At 72.8% G+C, this 21,711-nt stretch carries 18 protein-coding genes; 6 read left to right on the top strand and 12 right to left on the bottom strand.

The annotated features are described in order from the left end of the window. Window positions 1-266: 266 nt before the first annotated feature. The 6 genes from OG410_RS15600 to OG410_RS15575 form a co-directional block, all read right to left on the bottom strand. Complete coding sequence (locus tag OG410_RS15600) at window positions 267-1,280, bottom strand: N-acetylglucosamine kinase (RefSeq protein ID WP_329299701.1); 1,014 nt, start codon at window positions 1,278-1,280, stop codon at window positions 267-269. Then, a complete protein-coding gene (locus OG410_RS15595) occupies window positions 1,277-2,542 on the bottom strand; it encodes a 6-phospho-beta-glucosidase (protein WP_329299700.1) in 1,266 nt (421 codons plus the stop codon). Before OG410_RS15595 ends, OG410_RS15600 begins: the two co-directional genes overlap by 4 nt. 2 nt (window positions 2,543-2,544) lie before the next feature. Further along, window positions 2,545-3,438: a carbohydrate ABC transporter permease gene (locus OG410_RS15590; protein WP_329299699.1), complete on the bottom strand. Its 894-nt coding sequence runs from the start codon at window positions 3,436-3,438 to the stop codon at window positions 2,545-2,547. 3 nt (window positions 3,439-3,441) lie between these two features. Next, entirely contained in the window at window positions 3,442-4,383 is a 942-nt protein-coding gene (locus OG410_RS15585) for a carbohydrate ABC transporter permease (RefSeq protein WP_329299698.1), read from the bottom strand. A gap of 10 nt (window positions 4,384-4,393) precedes the next feature. After that, a complete protein-coding gene (locus OG410_RS15580) occupies window positions 4,394-5,734 on the bottom strand; it encodes an ABC transporter substrate-binding protein (protein WP_329299697.1) in 1,341 nt (446 codons plus the stop codon). Between the two features lie 81 nt (window positions 5,735-5,815). Then, the gene (locus OG410_RS15575) at window positions 5,816-7,027 is read right to left on the bottom strand and encodes an ROK family transcriptional regulator (RefSeq protein ID WP_329299696.1); all 1,212 of its coding nucleotides are present in this window, start codon (window positions 7,025-7,027) and stop codon (window positions 5,816-5,818) included. Between the two features lie 388 nt (window positions 7,028-7,415). On the opposite strand from OG410_RS15575, the gene OG410_RS15570 reads away from it, so the two are divergent. Next, entirely contained in the window at window positions 7,416-7,979 is a 564-nt protein-coding gene (locus OG410_RS15570) for a hypothetical protein (protein ID WP_329299695.1), read from the top strand. A 212-nt stretch (window positions 7,980-8,191) separates the two neighbouring features. On the opposite strand, the gene OG410_RS15565 is transcribed toward OG410_RS15570, so the two are convergent. Continuing rightward, complete coding sequence (locus OG410_RS15565; RefSeq protein ID WP_329299694.1) at window positions 8,192-9,295, bottom strand: mechanosensitive ion channel family protein; 1,104 nt, start codon at window positions 9,293-9,295, stop codon at window positions 8,192-8,194. A 270-nt stretch (window positions 9,296-9,565) separates the two neighbouring features. Here OG410_RS15565 and OG410_RS15560 point away from each other — a divergent pair, with 270 nt between their 5' ends. Then, window positions 9,566-10,102, top strand: coding sequence for an HNH endonuclease (locus OG410_RS15560; protein WP_326787747.1), 537 nt, complete (start codon window positions 9,566-9,568; stop codon window positions 10,100-10,102). 120 nt (window positions 10,103-10,222) lie between these two features. Here OG410_RS15560 and OG410_RS15555 read toward each other — a convergent pair whose 3' ends face one another. The 4 genes from OG410_RS15555 to OG410_RS15540 form a co-directional block, all read right to left on the bottom strand. Further along, window positions 10,223-11,563: an ABC transporter permease gene (locus tag OG410_RS15555; protein WP_329299693.1), complete on the bottom strand. Its 1,341-nt coding sequence runs from the start codon at window positions 11,561-11,563 to the stop codon at window positions 10,223-10,225. Continuing rightward, a complete protein-coding gene (locus OG410_RS15550) occupies window positions 11,560-12,279 on the bottom strand; it encodes an ABC transporter ATP-binding protein (RefSeq protein WP_329299692.1) in 720 nt (239 codons plus the stop codon). The genes OG410_RS15555 and OG410_RS15550 overlap by 4 nt, the downstream gene beginning before the upstream one ends. Continuing rightward, entirely contained in the window at window positions 12,276-12,809 is a 534-nt protein-coding gene (locus OG410_RS15545; protein ID WP_329299691.1) for a PadR family transcriptional regulator, read from the bottom strand. Before OG410_RS15545 ends, OG410_RS15550 begins: the two co-directional genes overlap by 4 nt. Window positions 12,810-12,963: 154 nt before the next feature. Next, the gene (locus OG410_RS15540) at window positions 12,964-16,173 is read right to left on the bottom strand and encodes a beta-N-acetylglucosaminidase domain-containing protein (protein ID WP_443063758.1); all 3,210 of its coding nucleotides are present in this window, start codon (window positions 16,171-16,173) and stop codon (window positions 12,964-12,966) included. A gap of 321 nt (window positions 16,174-16,494) precedes the next feature. Here OG410_RS15540 and OG410_RS15535 point away from each other — a divergent pair, with 321 nt between their 5' ends. Genes OG410_RS15535 through OG410_RS15525 form a run of 3 tightly spaced genes read left to right on the top strand, consistent with a single transcriptional unit; the run spans window position 16,495 to window position 19,216 of the window. Beyond that, the gene (locus OG410_RS15535) at window positions 16,495-16,764 is read left to right on the top strand and encodes a hypothetical protein (protein ID WP_326787752.1); all 270 of its coding nucleotides are present in this window, start codon (window positions 16,495-16,497) and stop codon (window positions 16,762-16,764) included. Continuing rightward, window positions 16,764-18,920, top strand: coding sequence for a 4-alpha-glucanotransferase (gene malQ / locus OG410_RS15530; protein ID WP_329299689.1), 2,157 nt, complete (start codon window positions 16,764-16,766; stop codon window positions 18,918-18,920). The genes OG410_RS15535 and malQ overlap by 1 nt, the downstream gene beginning before the upstream one ends. A 56-nt stretch (window positions 18,921-18,976) precedes the next feature. Continuing rightward, entirely contained in the window at window positions 18,977-19,216 is a 240-nt protein-coding gene (locus tag OG410_RS15525) for a hypothetical protein (RefSeq protein WP_329299688.1), read from the top strand. 166 nt (window positions 19,217-19,382) lie between these two features. On the opposite strand, the gene OG410_RS15520 is transcribed toward OG410_RS15525, so the two are convergent. Further along, window positions 19,383-19,982 (bottom strand): TetR/AcrR family transcriptional regulator, encoded by a 600-nt coding sequence (locus OG410_RS15520; RefSeq protein WP_329299687.1) that lies wholly within the window; start codon window positions 19,980-19,982, stop codon window positions 19,383-19,385. A gap of 209 nt (window positions 19,983-20,191) precedes the next feature. Between OG410_RS15520 and OG410_RS15515 the strand changes: the two genes are divergently transcribed. Next, window positions 20,192-21,706: an FAD-dependent monooxygenase gene (locus OG410_RS15515; protein ID WP_329299686.1), complete on the top strand. Its 1,515-nt coding sequence runs from the start codon at window positions 20,192-20,194 to the stop codon at window positions 21,704-21,706. The last annotated feature ends 5 nt before the right edge of the window (window positions 21,707-21,711 follow it).

Here is a 21,711-nt window from a genome sequence, read left to right as displayed (position 1 = left end):
CCCATGGTCATCCGCTCGGTCGCGCTCACCGCGGAACACGGTGGGCGCGGCCGGCCGGTGTACGTGCACGGCGGCAAGTATCGCCGCCCGTACCGGCATCCGCACAGGCCTTGCCTGGATCTTGTTCGGATCACGGCGCAGCACGATTCCCCCGTGCCACCCCCCTTCTCATGAACACGTGTTCCGGATCCGTTTGGTTCCCGCCCCTTCGCTCCAGGTCATGGACGGTCCCGGTGCGCTGGGCGCCGCCTGCCCCGAGGACCTCCTCAGCCCCGTTCGTAGAACGCCCGTACGCGCGCGTGGATCTCGCCCGTGGCCCGTACGTGGTCCAGGCCAAGGAGTGCCGCGCCCAGGACCGGCGGGGCGGTGACCACCCGGGGGACCGCCTTGGGCGCGCGGACGGCCAGGATCTCGTGGACGCGGTCGTCGAGCAGGGGATGGCGGGCGGCGAGGATGCTGCCGCCGAGGAGGACCGGGGTCTCCTCGGCGAGCAGTCCGAGGCGTGTCAGGGCCACGGTCGCCATCGCGGCCACCTCGTCCGCGAGCCGGTCGACGAGTCCGCGGGCCACCGGGTCGCCGTCCGCGGCCGTGGCGAACAGGACCGGGGTCAGCTCGTGGCGCCGCGCGTTCGGGATGTGCTCCAGGTGCAGCGCCGCGATGAGCGCGTGCATGGAGTCCAGGCCGAAGTGCGCGGGCAGGGTGCGGGCCAGGGCGGTGTCCCCGCCGCGGCCGTCCTCGGCCCGTGCCGCGTGCCACAGGGCCTCCTCCGCCAGGCCCCAGCCGCCGCCCCAGTCGCCGGAGATGCGGCCGATGGCGGGGAAGCGGGCGGTGCGGCCGTCGGGCCGCATGCCGACACAGTTGATGCCGGCCCCGCAGACCACGGCGACACCGCGCGGTTCGGCGATCCCGGCCCGCAGGACCGCGAAGGTGTCGTTGCGCACCTCCACCCCGGCGCCCCACGCGCGCGCGTGCAGCGCGGCCGCCAACTGCTCCTCCTCCACCGGCAGATCGGCGTTGGCGAGGCAGGCGGAGACATGGCGGACGGAGGTGACGCCCGCCTCGGCGAACGCCCGCCGCACGGCGTCGGCGACCGCGTCCACCGCCGTCTCGACGCCGACCGCCGGGGGCCGGAACCCACCCCCGCGCGCGGTGCCCGTCACCGTGCCGTCCGGTGCCACCACGGCGACGTCGGTCTTGCTGTTCCCCGCGTCGATGGCCAGCACGAGGCCCGCGGGTCCGGACCCGGCGGCCGTCCCGGCACCGGTCTCCGTCGACGTCATGCCCACGCGAGGTGCTCCCGGTTGTGCGCGATCAGCTGGTCGGTCAGGGTGTCGGCCAGGGCGTGCTGGCCGACCAGGGGGTGGGCGAGCAGCGCCCGGAAGACCCGGTCGTGTCCGCCGCGCAGGGCGGCGTCCAGGGCGAGATCCTCGTACGCGGTCACGTTCGCCATGAGACCGGCGTAGAGCGGGTCCACGGCCGGCACCGGCAGCGGGGCGGGCCCCTTGGCGCCGACCGCGGCCTGTACCTCGATCACCGCGTCGTCCGGCAGGAACGGCAGGGTTCCCCGGTTGTACGTGTTCACCACCTGGTAGGGGCTGCCGCCCCCGCCGAGCAGCGCGGCGGCGAGGTCGACGGCCGCCTCGGAGTAGTACGCGCCGCCCCGCTTCGCCAGCAGCTCCGGCTTCTCGTCGAGCGCCGGGTCGCCGTACATGGTGAGCAGTTGCCGCTCCATCTCCGCCACTTCGGCGGCGCGGGAGGGCTTGGTGCGCAGTTCCCGGACGACCTCGTCGTGCGCGTAGAAGTAGCGCAGGTAGTACGAGGGGACCACGCCGAGGCGCTCGACCAGGGAGAGGGGCAGACGCAGGTCCGCGGCGACGGCGTCGCCGTGCTCGGCGAGCAGCCGGGGCAGGACGTTCTCGCCCGTGGGGCCGCCCAGGCGCACACCTGTCTCCCAGGTGAGGTGGTTGAGGCCCACATGGTCGAGATGCACATCGGTGGGGGAGACCCCCAGCAGTCCGGCGAACTTCCGCTGGAAGCCGATCGCCACGTTGCACAGGCCGACCGCCTTGTGGCCGGCCTGGAGCAGGGCGCGCGTCACGATGCCCACCGGGTTGGTGAAGTCGATGATCCACGCGTCGGGGTTGGTGCGGCGGACCCGCTCGGCGATGTCGAGGACCACCGGAACCGTGCGCAGCGCCTTGGCCAGGCCGCCCGCGCCGGTCGTCTCCTGCCCGACGCAGCCGCACTCCAGCGGCCAGGTCTCGTCCTGTTCGCGGGCCGCCTGGCCGCCGACGCGCAGCTGGAGGAGCACGGCGTCGGCGCCCTCGACCCCCGCGTCCAGGTCGGACGTGGTGACGATCCGGCCGGGGTGGCCCTGCTTGGCGAAGATGCGCCGCGCCAGGCCGCCCACCAGCTCCAGGCGCTCGGCGGCCGGGTCCACGAGGACCAGTTCCTCGACGGGCAGGGTGTCCCTGAGCCGGGCGAAGCCGTCGATGAGTTCGGGGGTGTAGGTCGACCCTCCGCCGACCACGGTGAGTTTCATGGTTAACCCTTCACTCCGGTGAGTGTGACACCCTCGACGAACGCCTTCTGCGCGAAGAAGAACACGAGGATCACGGGGGCCATGACCAGGACGGTCGCGGCCATGGTGAGATTCCAGTCGGTGTGGTGCGCGCCCTTGAACGACTCCAGGCCGTAGCTCAGTGTCCAGGCCCCCGGGTTCTCGGACGTGTAGATCTGGGGGCCGAAGTAGTCGTTCCAGGCGTAGAAGAACTGGAAGAGCGCGACGGCCGCGATGCCCGGCTTCGCCATCGGCAGGACGACCTTCAGCAGGGTCCGCAGGTCCCCGCAGCCGTCGACCTTGGCGGCGTCCAGGTACTCGTTCGGGATGGTCATCAGGAACTGGCGCAGCAGGAAGATGGAGAACGCGTCGCCGAACGCCATCGGGATGATCAGCGGCCACAGGGTGCCGGACAGGTCGAGCTGCTTGGCCCAGAACAGGTACATCGGGATGATCACGACCTGCGGCGGCAGCATCATCATCGAGATGACCAGCATCAGCGACAGATTCCGGCCGCGGAAGCGGAACTTGGCCAGGGCGTAGGCGACCGGGATCGACGAGACGACGGTGAGCACCGTGCCGAAGCCGGCGTACAGCAGGGTGTTCTTCCACCAGGTGAGGAAGCCCGGGGTGTCGAAGACCTTCCTGTAGTTGCCCCACTCCCAGGTGTGCGGGATCAGGTCCCGGCTGAGCGCCTGGGTGTCGCTCATGAGCGAGGTCAGGAACACGAACACGAAGGGCAGGACGAAGAAGAGGGCGGCCGCGACGCCGAGGGAGTGGACCGCGATCCACTCAAGGAGCGCCCGGCGGCGGGCGGTTCGCTCGGCGGGGGAGACGGCGGCCGTCAACTCCACCGGTGTGTCGAGTACTTGGGTCATCGGTCAGTCACCTGCCTGGATGAGACCGCCCCGGCGCCGCATCAGGAACGCGGTGAACACCATGGACAGGGCGAACAGCACGAGCGCGACCACACAGGCGGAGCCGTAGTCGAAGCGCTGGAAGCCGAGGTTGTAGACGAGCTGGGGCAGGGTGAGCGTCGACTTGTCGGGGTAGCCGGGCTCGAACTGCGTGCCGGCGCCCTGGATGACGCCCGAGGCGACCTTCCCGGCGATCAGCGGCTGCGTGTAGTACTGCATGGTCTGGATGACCCCGGTGACCACGGCGAACATCACGATGGGCGAGATGTTCGGCAGGGTGACGTACCGGAAGCGCTGCCAGGCCGAGGCGCCGTCCAGTTCGGCGGCCTCGTACTGCTCCGTCGGTACGTCCAGCAGGGCGGCCATGAAGATGACCATGAGGTCGCCGATGCCCCACAGGGCCAGCAGGGTCAGGGCGGGCTTGGACCACGAAGGGTCGTTGAACCAGCCGGGGGCCGTGATGCCCGCCTTCTCCAGGATCGAGTTGACGGGTCCCGTACCGGGGTTGAGCAGGAAGGCGAAGGCCATGGTGGCGGCCACCGGCGGGGCGAGGTAGGGCAGGTAGAAGAGCGTGCGGAAGACACCCGTGCCGGTCCTGATCTTCGTGATCAGCAGTCCGACGCCGAGCCCGAACGCCACCCGCAGGGTCACCATGACGAGGACCAGCCACAGGGTGTTGCGCAACGCGGGCCAGAACAGCGGGTAGTTCTCGAAGACGTAACGCCAGTTCTTCGTCCCGCTCCACGTCGGCGGCCTGAAGCCGTCGTAGTGCATGAAGGAGAAGTAGACGGTCGAGATCAGCGGGTAGGCGAAGAAGACCGCGAAACCGATCAGCCAGGGCGACATGAAGGCGAGGGTCCGAAGCGCCGAGCGCCGGCGCTTCGAAGCGAGCGTGACAGTACTCATGTCCGTGCGGCTACTTCGCCTGCGCGATGTCCGTGTCGATCTGCTTGGCGGTGGATTCCAGACCCGCCTTCAGATCCTTGGCCCTGCCGCTCTCGTAGTCGTATCCGAACTGCTGGAGCGTCACGAGGTAGGTGCCGCCGTTGACGGACGCCGGAGTCGTCGTCGAGTTCGGGTTCGAGGCGATGTCCAGGAACGTCTTGAACCGCGGGTCGTACTTCAGCTTCGGAGACTTGAGGGCCGCGAGCGTGGAGGGCACGTTGTGGATGCCGTTGGCGAAGCCGACCACCGCGTCCGTGTTCGTGGCCATGTACTTGATGAGCTCCCAGGCCGCGCCCTGCTTCTGGCTGGTGGACGCGATGCCCGCGATGGTTCCGGTGATGTAGCCCTTGCCGTACTCGTCCGCCCGGTCGTCCGGGACGGGCAGCGGGGCGACGCCGATCTCGAAGCCGGGCTTGGCCTCCTCGGCCATGCCGAGCCGCCACTCGCCGTCGAGCTGCATGGCCACCTGACCGGTGTGGAACGGGTGCTTGGGGCCCCACTCGTCACCGAGCTTGGAACGGTAGGTCTCCAGCTTCCTGAAGCCGCCGAGCGCGTCGACCAGCTTCTTCTGGAGGGTGAACCCGGCGGTGAACGCGGGGTCCTTGGCGATGTTCGACTTGCCGCTGCTGTCGAAGTACGTCGGCGAGAACTGCCCGAAGTAGTGCTCGGTGGTGGACTCCCAGCCGTGGTAGTTCGGCATGAAGCCGAGCTGGGAGTAGGAGTCGCCCTTGGTGATCGTGAGCTTCTCGGCGTCCTTCTCGAACTCCGACCAGGTCTTCGGGGGAGAGGCGATCCCGGCCTTCTCGAAGGCGGTCTTGTTGTAGTAGAGCCCGTACGCGTCACCGAGGAGCGGCACCGTGCAGCGGTTGCCGTCGAACTGGGTGTACTCGTTCATCGCCTTCGGGAAGGTCGCCTCGGGGTCGATGCCCGCCTGCTTGAAGAGGGGGTTCAGGTCGACGAAGGCGCCCGACGAGCAGAACTTGCCCACGTTGTTGGTGGTGAAGGAGGAGACCACGTCGGGGGCCTTGGTGCCGCCCGCGCGCAGCGCCTGGTTGATCTTGTCGTCGGTCATGTTGCCGACGACGTTGACGTGGATGTTGGGGTGCGCCTTCTCGAAGCCCGCGACCAGCGACTTCACGGCCTCGACCTCGTTCGGCGCGCTCCAGCCGTGCCAGAAGTTGATCGTCTGCTCCTTGGACGCGTCCCCGCCGAAGCCCTCGTCGTCGGACTGGCCGGTACAGGCGGTGGCGAGGAGGGCTATCGAGGCGGAGGCGGCGAGCGCGACAGCCGCCTTACGGGATATTCCGGGCATGGCGAGATCTCCCTGCGAAGGACGGGGCGGGACAGGAGGGGTGTGGGTTCGGGACGGTGGGCGTTGCGGGGCGGAGCGGACTCAGCGGGAGGTGTCGAAGACCTCGTCGCGGGTGGCTGCCAGGGCGCTCTCCAACGCGCCGCGCAGCACGGGGTGTTCGTGTACGTCGCCGACGACGAGGCGCGGCCGGGACGCGGCCAGTTCCTCCAGTTCGGCCTGGACCAGGGCGCGCAGCGGTTCGCCGCCCGCGGTGAGCGAGGCGCCGCTGAGGACGACGAGTTCGGGGTCGAGCACGGAGACGAGGGAGGCCAGACCGGTGGCGAGTCCGGTCGCGTACATCTCCAGGAGCCGCCGGTAGGGGCCCGCGTCGACGGCGGCGGCCCGTTCGACGACGGTGGCCGCGACCTTCGTGTACGGGCCCGTGGGCAGGTCCTGGATGCCGAGTTCGCGGGCCAGCTTGGGGATGGCCTGGGAGCCGGCCAGCTCCTGGTAGCCGCCGCTGTTGGCCCGGGTCACCTGGCGCACCAGGGGCGCGCCGGGCACCGGCAGGAAGCCGACCTCGCCCGCGCCGCCGGTCCAGCCGCGGTGCAGCCGGCCGCCGAGGACGAGGGCCGCGCCGAGACCGCCCTCGTTCCACAGCAGGACGAAGTCCTCGTGGCCCCGGGCGGCGCCGAGCCGCTGCTCGGCGATGGCGACGAGGTTGACGTCGTTCTCGTACTCGACGGGCATCGGCAGTGCCGCGGCCAGTTCGTCGAGAAGCGCGGGGGAGTGCCAGCCGGGCAGGTGGGAGGCGTAGCGCAGCCGGCCGGTGTTGGGGTCGAAGGCGCCCGGGGTTCCGATGACCAGGCGGCGGACGTCGTCCCGGGCGAGCCCGGCGGCCTTCACCGCGCCGTCGAGGGCGTCGGTGACCTGGCGTACGACGGGCTGCGACGGGCGGCGGCCGGGGGTGGGCAGTTCGTACGTGCCGACCGTGCGGCCGGTGATGTCGGCGACGGCGGCGAGGACGCGCTCGGGGGTGACGTCAAGCCCCGCCGCGTGGGCGGCGCCCGGATTGACCTCGTACAGCTGGGCGCTGGGGCCCGGCCGGCCCTCGCTGGTACCGGTGGCCAGGACGAGTCCGGCGGCTTCCAGACGGGCGAGGAGCTGGGAGGCGGTGGGCTTGGACAGCCCGGTGAGCTTCCCGATCCGGGTCCGCGAGAGCGGTCCGTGCGCGAGCAGCAGATCGAGGGCGGCGCGGTCGTTCATCGCGCGCAGGACGCGCGGGGTGCCCGGCGTGCCGGCGGATGCTGCCATGTCTGTTGCCACCTGCCCTTCTTGACCGACCAGTTTCCCAGGGGTGCCTTCGGGAAGTCCACCGCAAGATCATTGTTAGGAAAGTTTCCTATTGCTGGTGCGAGGAAAGTAGGCCGGAGGAGGCGCGGGCGTCAAGAGCAACCACCGCCCCGGCTGCGGAGCAGGCGCCGGAACGCGCGAAGCCGCCCCCACCGTGCCCGTGTCGGTGTGTCAGTAGCGTGACGGCCCAGGCTCATTACGGCTTCGTCACGGGTGTGCCGGCCTGTCGGGCCGCGGCCTGCGGGGTGTCCCGCGGGGGCGGTGACGGCGGGAAGCGATCGGTCTCCTGGCGGTGTTCCCGTGCGGGGTTCCGCGAGACCATGGACAGGATCCGCCAGGGAGGTCACCCGTGAAGCTGCTGACGGCGTGCTGGCGCGCGGCCGCGGCCAGGTATGCGCCGATGACGCTCGTGCTGACGGGCATCGACGTCGTGGGCGACGGCCTCACCTGGGACTCCGTCAGGGAGGCGGTGGCTGTTGTGCCTCCGGTGCTCGCGGTCGTGTCGCTCGGGGCGGCGGCCTTCGCGGTGAGGTCGCTGCGACGGCGGGCGCGTGCGGCCGGCATCGCGCTCTCCGCCGGGGTGCTGGACGACCGGCAGACGCACGTACTGCGCCCGGTGCTGCTCTCGGACGGGTGGCAGGAGCGGGTCCGCGAGGAACTGATGGCCTCGCAGCGGTCGTTCCTCGTTGCCGAGAAGGGCCGCGAGGAGATCGACTTCCGGTGGCGCCCCTGGCGCGGGGAGGAGTCCGTCCGGGGCTCGATGTCCTTCGACGCGCCCTCGGGAGGCGTCGTCCTGGACGTCCGGGACGGTGAGGGACTCCGGGGGGTGGTCGGACTGGGCCAGGGGTCGGTGTTCGCCGCGGTGTGCCAGATAGCCGGGGCGACCGGGCTGGAGGGCGTTCCGGCCGTCTGACCGGCGGTGTCTGACCGGCGGTTGCGGAGGCGTTCACTCGAACGAACGTGCTGAATCGTCCCGGTGGTCGGATGGTGTACGAGCCGGTGGCCGGAGTGCGTACGAGCCGGTGGTCAGGGTGCGTACGTCTCCGGTGGTCGGAGTGCGTACGAGAAAGGGGGCGGCACCCGGAACATCCGGGTGCCGCCCCCCTTCCGCGTACAGCCGTCGGCCTACCTCGGCACGCTCGACGGAGCCGGGGCCGGGATGGGCGCGGTCGCCGTCGACTGGGCGGACTCCGCGTTGGCGAAGACCGACGGGGCCGCCACCGCGGCCGTCGGGTCGAGGGGATCCTCCTCCACGGGCGCGGTGGGGCCGCCCACGATGCGGATCTGCGCGGCGTCGAAGGCGCGCTTGATGCGCCAGCGGAGTTCGCGTTCCACAGAGAGGGCCTTGCCGGGCATGGTCTTGGCCGAGACCCGGACCACCATGGAGTCGAGGAGGACGCTGTCCAGGCCCAGGATCTCGATCGGGCCCCACAGCCGCTCGTTCCAGGGCTCTTCCTTGCTGATGGTCTCGGCGACCTCGCCGATGACGGACCGGACGTGGTCCAGGTCCTCCGAGGCGCGGACCGTGACGTCGACGCCGGCCGTCGCCCAGCCCTGGGAGAGGTTCCCGATGCGCTTGACCTCGCCGTTGCGGATGTACCAGATCTCGCCGTTGTCACCGCGCAGCTTGGTCACGCGCAGGCCCACCTCGACGACCTCGCCGGAGGCCACGCCGGCGTCGATCACGTCGCCGACGCCGTACTGGTCCTCGAGAATCATGAAGACGCCGGAGAGGAAGTCGGTGACCAGGTTGCGGGCGCCGAAACCGATCGCGACACCGGCCACACCCGCCGACGCGAGCAGCGGGGCCAGATTGATCTCGAACGTGCCGAGGATCATCAGCGCGGCCGTGCCCATGATCAGGAAGGAAGCGACCGAGCGCAGGACCGAGCCGATGGCCTGGGAGCGCTGACGGCGGCGTTCCACGTTCACCAGGAGACCGCCGAGCGCCGTGCCGTCGACGGCCTGGGCGGTGCGGCTCATCCGGTCGATGAGCTTGGTGATCGCCCGGCGCACGAACACTCTCAGTACGGCCGCGATCACCAGCACCAGCAGGACACGCAGGCCTATGGACAGCCAGGTCGACCAGTTCTCCTCGACCCAGCTCGCCGCGTGGGTCGCACTCTCCTGGGCGTCCTGAAGCGTGGGGGTCACCACACCGGTCGACGTCGAGGGGGACGGCGACGGGGCCGGACCGGCGGCCAGGGCCGATAGGACGGGCAGGGACACAGCAGGTACCTCCAGGCGTAGCGGTCTGCCCGCGGCGGGGACAGAAGGGGTGCCGTCCGGGCAGAACCACCACACTAACGGGGCATCGTGTGTGGATCGTTGCCATGTTCAGGGGAGAGACCGTACTCACCTGGGGATGTAGGGGGTGTGGTCGAAAACACTCCCAGCCCGTTACCGGGACATGGTGGCGCCATCACCAGGCATGAGGGGAGACTGACTGCAGATCGTCCCGGCGCGAGCCACGCGCCGCCGGCGTACAAGGAGGCATCCGTGCCGCACGTCCTGGTCCTCAACGCGTCGTACGAGCCGCTCGGCGTCGTACCGCTCCACCGCGCGCTCGTCCTCGTCCTTGAGAACAAAGCCGTCTCTCTCGAGGAATCCGGCGCCTTCATGCACAGCGCGACCGTTACTGTCCCCGCACCCAGCGTGGTCCGGCTGAAGAGGTTCGTACGGGTCCCTTACCGTGGGCCCGTCCCGCTGACCAGGCGAGCTCTGTTCGCCCGCGACGGCGGCCGGTGCATGTACTGCGGTGGCGTCGCAACCAGCGTCGACCACGTCATCCCGCGCTCACGCGGGGGTCAGCACGCCTGGGACAACGTGGTGGCGTCCTGCCGCCGCTGCAACCACACCAAGGCCGACCGCCATCTGGTCGAGATCGGATGGCGCCTGCGCCACAAACCCGCCCCGCCGACGGGGCTCGCCTGGCGCATCATCGGAACCGGGCACAGGGACCCGCGCTGGATGCCCTACTTGCAACCGTACGGCGCGGACGACGCCATGGCCCGGATCGACGGCATTTCAGCCTGACGATCCGGGCTTTTGTGTCGGCTCGCGGCACCCGTGGCCGCCGCCTGTTCCGGCTTCCCAGGAGGACCCCCGTGCCTCCCGGGGAGCCGGCCCTGCCCGTGGGCCGGACGGCGGCGCGGTTCACTGGTGGCGCAGCTCCGCCGGGCGCACCGAGCGGCGCAGCAGGGGCAGCGACGTGGCCGCGGCCAGCAGGCAGGCCGCGTAGACAGCCAGGGGGACGACCACCGGCAGCACCGGCACCATGCCGCCGCCCGCGAGCTGCCCGTACCCGACGCTGATCCCGAGGCCTCCCGCACCGGCCAGCGCGACCGCCGGGGCGAGCGGCAGGGCCGTCTCCAGGAGCAGGGCCCTGCCGAGCACGGCCTGCGGCACCCCGGCGGCGGCCTGTGCGGCGAGGCCGCGGCGGCGGGTGGCCAGCGATTCGGCGGTCCCCACGGCCAGCCCGGACAGGGTGATGGCGAGGGCGAGCAGGATCGCGGCGCCCGTGAGGTCGATACCGGTGGTGTAGAAGGACAGGCGCTCGGAGAGCGCGTCGGGGTCGCGCCCGGTGACGTCGTCGAGCAGCACCTGCCGTACGCCGACGAAGCCCGTCCCCACGACGGTCACCAGCAGCACCGCCGCATGGGTGCGGGCGCCCGCCCACGGATCGTCCCGCAGCCGCTCGGCCGCGATCAGGGTCGCCGGGTTCCCGGTCCGCTCGGCGAGCAGCCTGCCTGTCAGACGGGCGCTCGCGCCCACCGCCCAGATGGCTCCGAGGCCGGTGAGAATCACCACGGTGAAGACGAGCACCGGGGCCGGGGCGATCCTGCCGAAGATTCGCGGGGCGATGGCGAGTCCGGTGAGAAGCATCACGAGGGCCGTCACGAGGACGGCGATCCCCGGACCCCGCCCGCCGCTCGGGCGCACCCGGCGCACCCAGCCCAGGGGCGAGGCCACCACCCGGCGCAGAGCGAGCGTGCTCACCAGTGCGCCCAGCACGGGCACGGCGACCGCGACCCCGGCGAAGCCGGCCCAGACGGCGGCCGGCGGGTTCTGCCACTGGCGCAGCAGGACCCGCGTACAGACGAGGGCGGCGACGGCCGAGCCGATGAGGCACGCGAGGCCCGCCTCCAGCGCGGCGATCCGCCGTACCTGCGCCGGTGAGGCCCCCGCGAGACGCAGCCCGGCCAGCCGCCGGTCGCGGTGCACGGCGCCGATACGGGCGCACTGGCCGAGGAAGCCGAGCACCGGCACCAGCAGGAGCAGCAGGGTGAGGACCACGCCCGCCCGCTCGCCGGGCCGATTGAGCAGGCCGGCGGCGAGGGTCATGGAGTACTGCCCCCGGATCGAGGCGATGGCGCCGGCGGCAAGGCAGAGCGCGGTGGCGAGTGCCGCTCCCACGGCCGTGAGCGTGACCCGCCACCACTCGCGCCGGTCGGAACCGCGGGTCAGGAGCAGTGCGAGCCGAAGGTCGGTCCTCATCGGGACACCTCCGGCGCGGCCGAGGCGGCCGAGGCCTCCGGCAGGGTGCCGGAGCCGGCGACGATGCCGTCGCGCAGTGACACCTCCCGGTCCGCGTACGCCGCCACCTGGGCGTCGTGCGTGATCAGCAGGACCGCCGTGCCGGTTTCCCGGACGGTATGGATCAGGGCGGTCATCACCTGCTCCCCGGCGAGGGAGTCGAGCGCGCCGGTCGGCTCGTCCGCGAAGACGGCCTTCGGGGCCGTCACCAGGGCCCGCGCCAGTGCCACCCGCTGCGCCTGCCCGCCGCTCATCTCGCCGGGCCGCAGCGCCTCCTGCCCTCGTACGCCGAACCGCTCCAGCCACTCGCCCGCCCGCTCCCGCGCTGCCGCGCGGGAGGTGCCGGCGAGCAGCAGGGGCAGCGCCACGTTGTCGGCGGCGGTCAGCTCGGGAATCAACTGGCCGAACTGGAACACCACCCCGAAGTCCGTGCGGCGCAGCTCGCTGAGCCGCTTCTCGGGAAGCAGGTCGAGACGCTCGCCCCCGTACTCCACGGTGCCGCTGTCGGGCTTCACGATGCCCGCCAGGCAGTGCAGCAGCGTGGATTTACCGCTGCCGCTGGCCCCGGTGACGGCGAGGACCTCGCCCGCGGCCAGGTCCAGCGAGGCGCCGCGCAGCGCCGGGGTCGGGCCGTGCGCCTTGACCAGGTCCCTGGAGGTCAGAAGGGGGGTGCTCATGCTGTGTCGACCTCCACGGTCAGGGTGGTGAGCCGGGCCGCCGTGGTCGTCATCCAGCGGAGGTCGGCGTCGAGGTGGTTGAGGGCGTAGTCGGCCGACAGGACGGTCGCGAGGCCGGCGCCGGGTGCCGTCTTCACCACCGTGAGTTCGCGCATCCGTGCCATGTGCGCCGCGCGCTGCGCCCGCAGATAGCCGGCCGGGTCGGCCGAGGCGAGGATCGAGACGACGACCTTGGCGAAGATCTCGTTCGTCACGAAGGGCGCGGGCGGTGCGATCTCGCCGGCCCAGCGGGTCAGTTCACGCGATCCGTCCCCGGTCGAGCGGTACAGGGTCCGCTCGGGACCCCCGTCCGAGTCGGTGCCGTCGACCGCGGCGAGGCCGTCGCGGACCAGCCGCTGCAAGGTCGTGTACACCTGCCCGTAGGCCAGCGGGCGGGCCTGCGGGAAGCGTTCGTCGTGCCGTCGCTTGAGGTCGTACCCATGGCTGGGCCCTCCGGCGAGCAGCCCCAACAGGATGTGACGGGTGCTCATGGAGATCAGTATGTACTCAAGATATGTACTGAGTGAATAGTTGGGCGCGAAAAAATCTGGACGCGAAAAGCTGGACGCGAGTTGCCGAGGAGTGCCGGGGGATGCCGGGGAGTGCGAAGGACCGCCGGGGAGCGCCGAGAACCGCCGAAGGGCGTCAGTCCGTGACGGCGACCGCGTACGCCTCCGCCGACCACAGCGAGTACCCGTACGCCGTGGCCCGCCGGATCCCCTGAACGCGCAGGTAGCGGACGTCGCTCTCGTCGAAGCGGAGGGACTCCCGGCCGCCGCGGCTGTCGTTCACGGTCGTCGCGGTGCGCCACACGCGGCCGTCGGCGGAGACCTGGACGCGGTACGCGGACGGGTGCGCGTCCTGCCAGGTCAGCACCAGCCGGCCGAGGCGCGCCGGCTCGGCGAACTGCACCTGCCACCAGGCGCCGTCGTCCACGGGGGAGGACCAACGGGTCGCCGGGTCGCCGTCGTTGGCCGCCGAGGCCGGGAAGTCGGGGGTCTCGTCGGCGGACGAGGAGGCCGCCGCGGTGCGGGCGAGGTCGGGGCCCGCCGTGCGCGGGAAGGCGCGGACGGTCAGCGTGCGGGTCTGCGAGCCGAAGGCGACCGTCACCTCGTACGTGCCCGACGGCGTTCCCGCCGGGACCGTGACCTCGACGACGCTGTCGACGACGGCGCCGCGCGCCAGGGTCGACGAGGGCCGTGAGACCTTGACCTCGATGCCCTCGGGGGCCCGCGCGGTCAGCTCACCGCTGACGCCGGTGGGACGAAGTGACGTCAGCCGGGCCGTGATCCGCTCCGTGCCGCCGATCTCCACGTCCGCCGTGGAGCGGGCCAGGTCCAGTGCCGCGGCGGGCGCGTCGGCGAACCACGGCACGAGATGGCGGACCTGCGAACGCGCGGGGCCGACCACCCGCAGCGCGTCCACGCGCACGCCCGCCGCACCGATCTCCGCGGCTCCGAGCTCCGTCGCGCCCCCGGCGGCGAGGGCGCCGAGGTACCGCCAGCCCTCGCCCGGTACGTACGCCTCGACGAACCCCGTCACGCCGGGGTCGGTGAGCACGCTCACGTCGGTGAGGGTGCGGGTGCGCGGGAGCAGGACGACGCTGCCGTCCTGCCCGCCGTCCCCCGTCGTGCCGTCGCCCGGCGCGGTCCCGTCGCCGTCCGCGGCGCCGCCGTCGCCTCCGCCGGTCTCCGCCGTGCCCGGGTCACCGGTTTTCGCGCCGCCGTCCCCCGCGGCTCCGTGGCCCTTCGGGGTGTCGTGGCCGGCGGACGACTCGTCCTCGATGCCCGCCCACTTCTCGTACGCCGTGCGGGCCCGCGTCAGGAACGGGTCGAGCACGCCCGTGCCGACCGTCACCTCGCTCGCCGCGAGCTTCGCGCGCAGCCCGTTCAGCGCGCGGTACGCCGTCCACGCCGCCGTCGCGTCACCGTCCGACTGGGCTTCCAGCAGCGCGACGGCCGTCTCACCGGCCTCGCCGTAGCGCGCCAACTGCTCGGTCCAGGGCACCACTTCGGTGGCGATCGGGCGGCCCGCGAGCCGCTCGGGTGTCTCGCGCATCACCGTGAAAGCCGCGCGCAGCCGCTCGGCCGCATGCTCGCCCGCGGCCCGGTCCGTGGCCGTCCGCGCCTGCCAGAACGCCTCCATGAGCGGGCGCAGATAGGCCGACTCCTGGCCGCCGAGGACGGAGGACGCCTCGTTCCCGGCCAGCGCGCGCAGCGCGTCCGCGTCCTGGGCGTCCCCGCCCGCGAGATCCTCGATCGCGGCCTCCCAGGACTCCCGGGGCCGGTAGTCCCGCGGGTTCCACGCGTAGTCGGCCGCCGTGAACAGCGGGATGCGGGAGGCCTCCGCCTGGGGCATCGCGTTCGCGAGCAGAGCCGCCGAACCCGTGGCCACCGCCGGGTCGCGCCCCTGGTAGGGGCCGAGGAACACCCGGTCCTGCGCGTAGTCGTTGACGGGATAGTTGTCCATGGTGACGAGCGGGTGGCCGGCGAACACCGAACGGGTGCGCGCCAGTTCGCCGCCGGTGATGGTCTTCGGCACGACACCGATGCCCGTCCACGCGACCTCGACGTTCCTGTCCAGGGCGCCCGCCAGCTTTCGGCGGTAGTCGGTCGAGCCGTCCTCGTAGTACTCCGTCGGCATCAGGGACAGCGCGGCCACGTCCGGGTGGCGGGCCGCGAGATGCCGGGCCACGGCGTTCGCCACCCGTGCCTGTGCCTTCGCCGCCGCCTCGGAGCCGGAGCCGAACGCGTCCGCGTCCGCCTCGCAGTGCCACTCGGTGTAACTGACGTCCTGGAACTGGAGCTGGAAGGCCCGGAACCCGAGCGCCCACATGGCGTCGAGCTTGCGCGTCAGGGCCTTCACGTCGGCGTCCGAGGAGAAGCACATCGCCTGCCCGGGGGCCACCGCCCAGGTCAGCGTGACGTGATTGCGGCGCGCCCGCTCCGCCAGGTCCCGGAAGCGGGCGCGCTCCCCGGCCGGGTACGGCTCACGCCAGCGCGCCTGCCGGAAGAGGTCGTCGCCGGGCGCGTACACATAGCGGTTCTGCTTGGTCCTGCCCATGAAGTCGAGCTGCGCGAGACGCTGTTCCGGAGTCCACGGGCTGCCGTAGAACCCCTCGGTGACGCCCCGCACGGCGGTGCCGGGCCAGTCCCGGACGACGGCACCGGCGATCCGGCGGCCGGCGCCGAGAAGCCGGCCCAGTGTCTGCACCGCGTGGAACAGGCCGTCCTCGCCGACTCCCGCCAGGGCGACGGTGTCCCGGCCGTCGGTGCGGCCGACGGCCAGCCGGTAGCCGCCGGAGGGGAGATCGGCGCGGGGCGCGGCGCCGAGCGCCGTGAGCGCCCGTTCCAGGGAGCCCGACGCGGCGCGCGCGCCGGTGAAGGAGCCCGCGCCCGACCGGCCGGTGTCCGCCGGTTCCGTGCCCAGGCGCACCACCAGCGCGTGCGCCGGGAGCGCGTCACCGTCACGCGCCGTCGTGATCGTGCGGGCACCGGCTTGCCGCAGCAACGCGCGCAACGCTTCGAGGGCGTACGGGTCGAGGTCGCTGTCCGGGGCGTACGCGGCGACGCTCACGCCGGGGGCGTACGGAATCAGGGTGACGCCCGGGGCGTACGAACCCGCCGGGCCCGAGCCGCCAGAGGTGCCCGGCGCCGGGGTGACCAGGACGACCTCGTCCGTGACCGTGACCGCCGTGCCGTTCGCGCGCAGCGACTGCGGGCGGGGCCAGACGGCGGGCACCCCGCTCCCGGTGGTCTCGCGGTCCGCGGAGGCCGCCGGACCGTGTGCCGCCGCGACGGCCGCGGGGGCCGTGGCGAACGTGCTCGCGACCACGGCGAACGCGAGTGCGGTCACTCCTTTTCCACGCCCGAGTCGCACGGTTCCCCCTCGTGGCCCGCCATCTCGGCTGCGGCTTAGGTGTGCCGTCGACCCCACCATTCGGGTGGTGAAGGTGTCAACGAGAGTGGCCGAAGTGCCGGGATTACCCCAGCCTGGAGGCGTGGCCCAGGCCCGTGGGGCGGCGACGGAGTGTGACCGGAAGCACGTTGTCCGCCCGTGTGCGTCTGCCGTCGCGCCCACGGGGTAGGGCTGCGGTGACCGCCCGGGGCATCCGTTTCCGGCACGAACCGCCGGAATGCCCCGGCCGCCGTATCCGACCTCGACAAGGAGGCCCCCGTGGCCGCATCGGCACACCTGCTCCTCACGGCCCTGTCCGAACGCGCGGCGGAGCCGTCCGTCCCCGGCCCGCGCGCGGGGCGGGCGGCCGCCGAGCCCGAGGGCGCCCACCTGTGTCTGCTCAGCTCGGAAGGCGCCTGCTCCGCGGCGCCGCTGACCAGCGAACCCCCGCTGCCCGACGCCGAGCCGCTGACCAGTGAGCCGCCGCTCGCGGACGCCGCGCATCTGACGAGCGAGCCCGTTTCGACCGGCGCCGCGTCGGGGGTCTGATGGCACCCACCGGGCCCGCCGGGCCGCCGCGGCCGGCATCGGAGCCGGCGCCGCGGACGCCCCTGTCCGAACTCGCCGAACTGCACGGTGTCGCCCCCGAATACAGCCCGTCCCCCGGCCGCACGGTCGCGGCCCCGGACACCGCGCTCGTGGCGATCCTGGCGGCGCTCGGCGTCGACGCGAGCACCCCGGACGCCGTCCGGGCCGCCCTCGCGCTGCACGAGGACGAGGCCGCGAAGCGGCTGCTGCCGCCGACCCTGGTGTGCTGGGGCGGACTCGTCCCCGCCGAGGTCGCCGCACTGCCGGACGGCACCCGCCTGCGCGTCACCACCGAACAGGGCGAGTCCCGGACCTCCGCCGAGAACCTCCCGCCCGGCGTCCACGGCCTGCACGCCACCGCCCCCGACGGCCGCGCCGCCACCGCCCACCTCGTCGTCGCCCCCACCCGGCTGCCCGCGCCGCCCGGACGCGCCCACGGCCTGCTCGTCCAGCTCTACTCCCTGCTCTCCCGCCGCTCCTGGGGCATGGGCGACCTCGGCGACCTCGCCGAACTGACCGCCTGGGCGGGGCGGGCGCTGGGCGCCGGATTCGTCCAGGTCAACCCGTTGCACGCGGCCGTACCCGGCGACCCCACCGACCCCTCCCCGTACCGGCCCTCCTCCCGCCGCTTCCCCGACCCGGTGCACCTGCGCGTCGAGGACATCCCCGAGTACCCCTACGCCGAGGACCAGGACCGGCTGCGCACGCTGCGGGAGCGCGCCGAACGGCTGCGCGACTCCGTGCTGCGCAAGGGCGCGCTCATCGACCGCGACGCCGTGTGGGAGCTGAAGCGCGAGGCGCTCGCCGTGGTGCGCACCGTGCCGCTCGGGCCCGGACGGCAGGCCGCCTACGCCGACTTCCTCGCCGAGGAGGGCCAGGCGCTGGAGGACCACGCCACCTGGTGCGCGCTCGCCGAGGCGCACGGCTCCGACTGGCGGAACTGGCCCGTGGCCCTGCGCGACCCCCGCTCGCCCGCGACCGCCCGCGCACGGGCCGAACTGATGGACCGGGTCGACTTCCACAGCCGCCTCGCCTGGCTCACCGAGGCCCAGCTCGCGCGCGCCCAGCGTTCCGCGCGCGACGCGGGCATGACCGTCGGGCTCGTCCACGACCTCGCCGTCGGCGTCCACCCCGACGGAGCGGACGCCTGGGCCCAGCAGGAGTACTTCGCGGCGGGCATGTCCGTCGGCGCGCCCCCCGACGCCTTCAACGCGCGCGGCCAGGACTGGGGCCTGCCGCCCTGGCGGCCCGACCGGCTCGCCGCCTCCGGATACGCCCCCTACCGCCGCCTGCTGCGCGCGCTCCTGCGCCACGCGGGCGCCCTGCGCATCGACCACGTCATGGGCCTGTTCCGGCTCTGGTGGATCCCCGGGGGACAGCCGCCCACCGAGGGCTCGTACGTCCGCTACGACGCCGAGGCGATGCTCGCGATCCTCGTCCTGGAAGCCTCGCGGGCCGGAGCGCTGGTCATCGGCGAGGACCTCGGCACGGTCGAATCCGGGGTGCGCGAGACGCTCCAGGAACGCGGAGTGCTCGGCACCTCGGTGCTGTGGTTCGAACGCGACTGGGACGGGGACGGACTGCCCCTGCCGCCCGACGCCTGGCGTGCCGACTGCCTGGCCACCGCCACCACCCACGACCTGCCGCCCACCGCGGCCCGGTTCACCGGCGAGCACGTCGAACTGCGCGACCGGCTCGGCCTGTTGACCGGCTCCCTCGACATGGAACGGGCGGCCGCCGCAGCGGACGTCCGCGACTGGCTGGCGCTGCTCTCCCGGCTCGGGCTGCTGCGCGGCCCGAGCGGCGGAGCGCCCGCCTCCGTGGAGGAGGCCGAGATCCAGGCTGTGCACCGCTTCCTGATGCGCACCCCGGCCCGTCTGATCGGCGTCTGGCTCCCGGACGCCGTCGGCGACCGCCGCCCGCAGAACCTTCCGGGCACCTGGGACGAGTACCCCAACTGGCGCCTGCCCGTCGCCGACGCCGAGGGCCGCCCGGTGACCCTGGAGGAGCTGGCCGCCTCGCCCCGGCTGCACGCCCTGATCGACGTGGTGCGGGCGCAGACCGTCCGGACGGCCGCGCCCGGGACCCCTCCGGACCCGCCGCGCCGTGCCCCGTGACCTCCGTACGGCACCCCGGACGCGCGGCCCGGTCGGGTGTTCGCTACGTTTGCACCGTGGACAAGAAGAACGCTCTGCGCGCCGGTGCCCTGGCGGCCGGTACGACGCTGATGATGCTGCTCATGTCGTCCCCCGCGCTCGCGCTGACCCGCGACGACGGCGACGACCCCGGCTCCGGCCTGAGCGCGATCGAGACGCTCGGCCTCTACGTCGTGCTGCCGATCGCGCTGTTCGCGGGCATCACCGCCCTCGTGATGGTCCTGGACAAGTCCCACAAGCTGCCGAAGCAGGGCTGAGCCCCGCTCGGTCCACACCGGCTCTCCGACGGGGGAGTTCCCGCGCCGACCGGCGCGGGAACTCCCCCGTCGCGTTTTTGGCGGCGCCCCGAACGGGGCGAGTCGCCCCGGCCCGCCGCCGGTCCCGGGTGAACCGCCCAGGTCCGCCCTTCGCCCGGTCCGGCGCCTACGGGTGTGGCGCCGTCAGATAGCGCTGCACCGTCGGGCCCAGCCACGCCACGATCTCCTCGCGGTGCAGCGCGACCGCCGGGGGCAGCCGCAGGACGTAGCGGGTGAGCCCGAGCCCGAGCAGCTGCGAGGCGCAGAGCGTGGCGCGGGCAGGAGCCTGCTCCGGGTCGGGGCAGGCGAGCCTGGCCACCGGCGTGAGCTGGTCCCGGAAGATGCCCTGCATCCGTTCGGCGCCGGACGCGTTGGTCACGCCGACCCGGAGCATCGCGGTGAGGACCTCGTTCTCCTCCCACAGGTCGAGGAAATGGCTCACCAGGACACGGCCCGCGTCGTCCGGGTCGAGGGCCGTCGGATCGGGCAGCCGCAGATCGACGTCGAGCACCGCCGCGAACAGCCCTTCCTTCGAGCCGTAGTAGCGCATGACCATCGAGGGGTCGATGCGCGCTTCTCTGGCGATGGCGCGGATCGTCGCGCGCTCGTAGCCGTCGGCCGCGAAGCGCTCGCGGGCGGCGGCCAGGATCGCGCCGCGGGTGGCGTCGGACCGGCGGGGGGCCGCCGTGGGCGCGGTGCCGGACTCGTGCTGTTGCTCGACTTGCATGCCAACAACCGTATGCCAACAGGTGTTGACGGTCCAGTGGCGCCCCCCTATGGTTGCAAACAAGCGTTGGCCAACAGGTGTTGGCAAGCTGTCTGCCGGATGAGCCCGAGGCGCGTCGGCGGGTGCTGGTCAACGCTCGTCGGCCGACAGGTGTCGGTCGGCAGGCGTTGACCGACTGGCATTGGCATCAGCATCAGGAGGAGGCCGTCATGACCGGCGACACGCACACGCCCAGCACCACGACCGCACCCAGCACCTCCACTCCCCGTCGGGTGGTCGTCGTCGGCTCGGGCCCGACCGGCCTGCTGCTGGCCGGCGACCTCGCCGCCGCCGGCGTCCCGGTCACCCTCGTCGAGAAGCGCCCCCGCGGGATCAGCAATCTCTCCCGCGCCTTCGTCCTGCACGCCCGCACTCTGGAGCAGCTCGACGCCCGCGGGCTCGCCGACGGCCTGGAGCGCGAGGGCGAGGCCCTCGACCGCATCCGGCTCTTCGGCGGACTCGCGCTCGCGCTGGACACGCTGCCCTCCCGCTTCAACCACCTCCTGGTGATTCCGCAGTACGAGGTGGAGAAGGCGTTGCTGCAGCGGGCGGAGGACGCCGGGGTGCGGTTCCTGCACGGGACGCAGGTCGCCGGACTGCGGCAGGACGCGGACGGGGTGACGCTCGAGGTCCGTGGTCCGGACGGGGAGCCGGACGAGCTGGTGGCCGACTACGTCGTCGGGACGGACGGAATGCGCAGTGCGGTGCGGACGGCGATCGGGCTGCCGTTCCCCGGCCGGTCGGTCATCCGGTCCGTCGTGCTCGCGGACGTCCGGCTCGACGAGGAGCCGGAGTCGCTGCTGACCGCCAACGCGGTCGGGGACGCGTTCGCCTTCATCGCCCCCTTCGGTGACGGCTACTACCGCGTGATCGGCTGGCACCGGGGCCGGGACGTCCCGGACAGCGAGCCGCTCGAACTCGACGAGGTCAAGGAGATCGCCCGGCTCGCACTCGGGCACGACTACGGCATGCGCGACGCCCGTTGGATGTCCCGCTTCCACAGCGACGAGCGCCAGGCACCCGCCTATCGCGTGGGCCGGGTCTTCCTCGCGGGCGACGCCGCGCATGTGCACACCCCGGCCGGCGGCCAGGGCATGAACACGGGACTCCAGGACGCGGCGAACCTCGGCTGGAAGCTGGCCGCCGTGTTCAACGGGCAGGTGGACGCGGCCCTGTTGGACACCTACCAGGCCGAACGCCACCCCGTCGGCGCGTCCGTGCTGCGCAGCAGCGGCGGCATCGTACGCCTCGCGATGGCCAAGTACCCCTGGACGCGGGCGCTGCGCGCGGGAATCACCGCGGTTCTCGGCCACGTCGGTCCCGCGCGCCGCAAGGCGATCGGCCGGATCACGGGCATCGGGTACGCCTACGGGGCGCCGCGCGGTGCCCACCCGTCGGTCGGCACCCGCGCCACCGACATCCCGCTGAGGAGCGGCCGGCTCTACGAGGCACTGCGGGGCGGGAGGTTCGTCCTGATCGCCCCGCAGACGTACGAGACCGGGGAGACCGGGCGGGCCGGGGAGCGTGCGGGCCGTCTCGCCGTGGAGCGCTGGGCGGGTGAGCGCCGTACCACGGTGCTGGTGCGGCCCGACGGATATGTGGCCTGGGCCGCCGAGTCCCCCGATCCCGCCGCGGTCGAGGCGGCCCTCACCGCCGCCGTCGGGGCCGCGGAGGTCATGGCCTAGGGAGC

Source organism: Streptomyces sp. NBC_00659, assembly GCF_036226925.1.
GTDB lineage: Bacteria > Actinomycetota > Actinomycetes > Streptomycetales > Streptomycetaceae > Streptomyces.
Note: the sequence above shows the minus strand (reverse complement) of the source record. Positions and strands in the feature narration are given on the sequence as shown.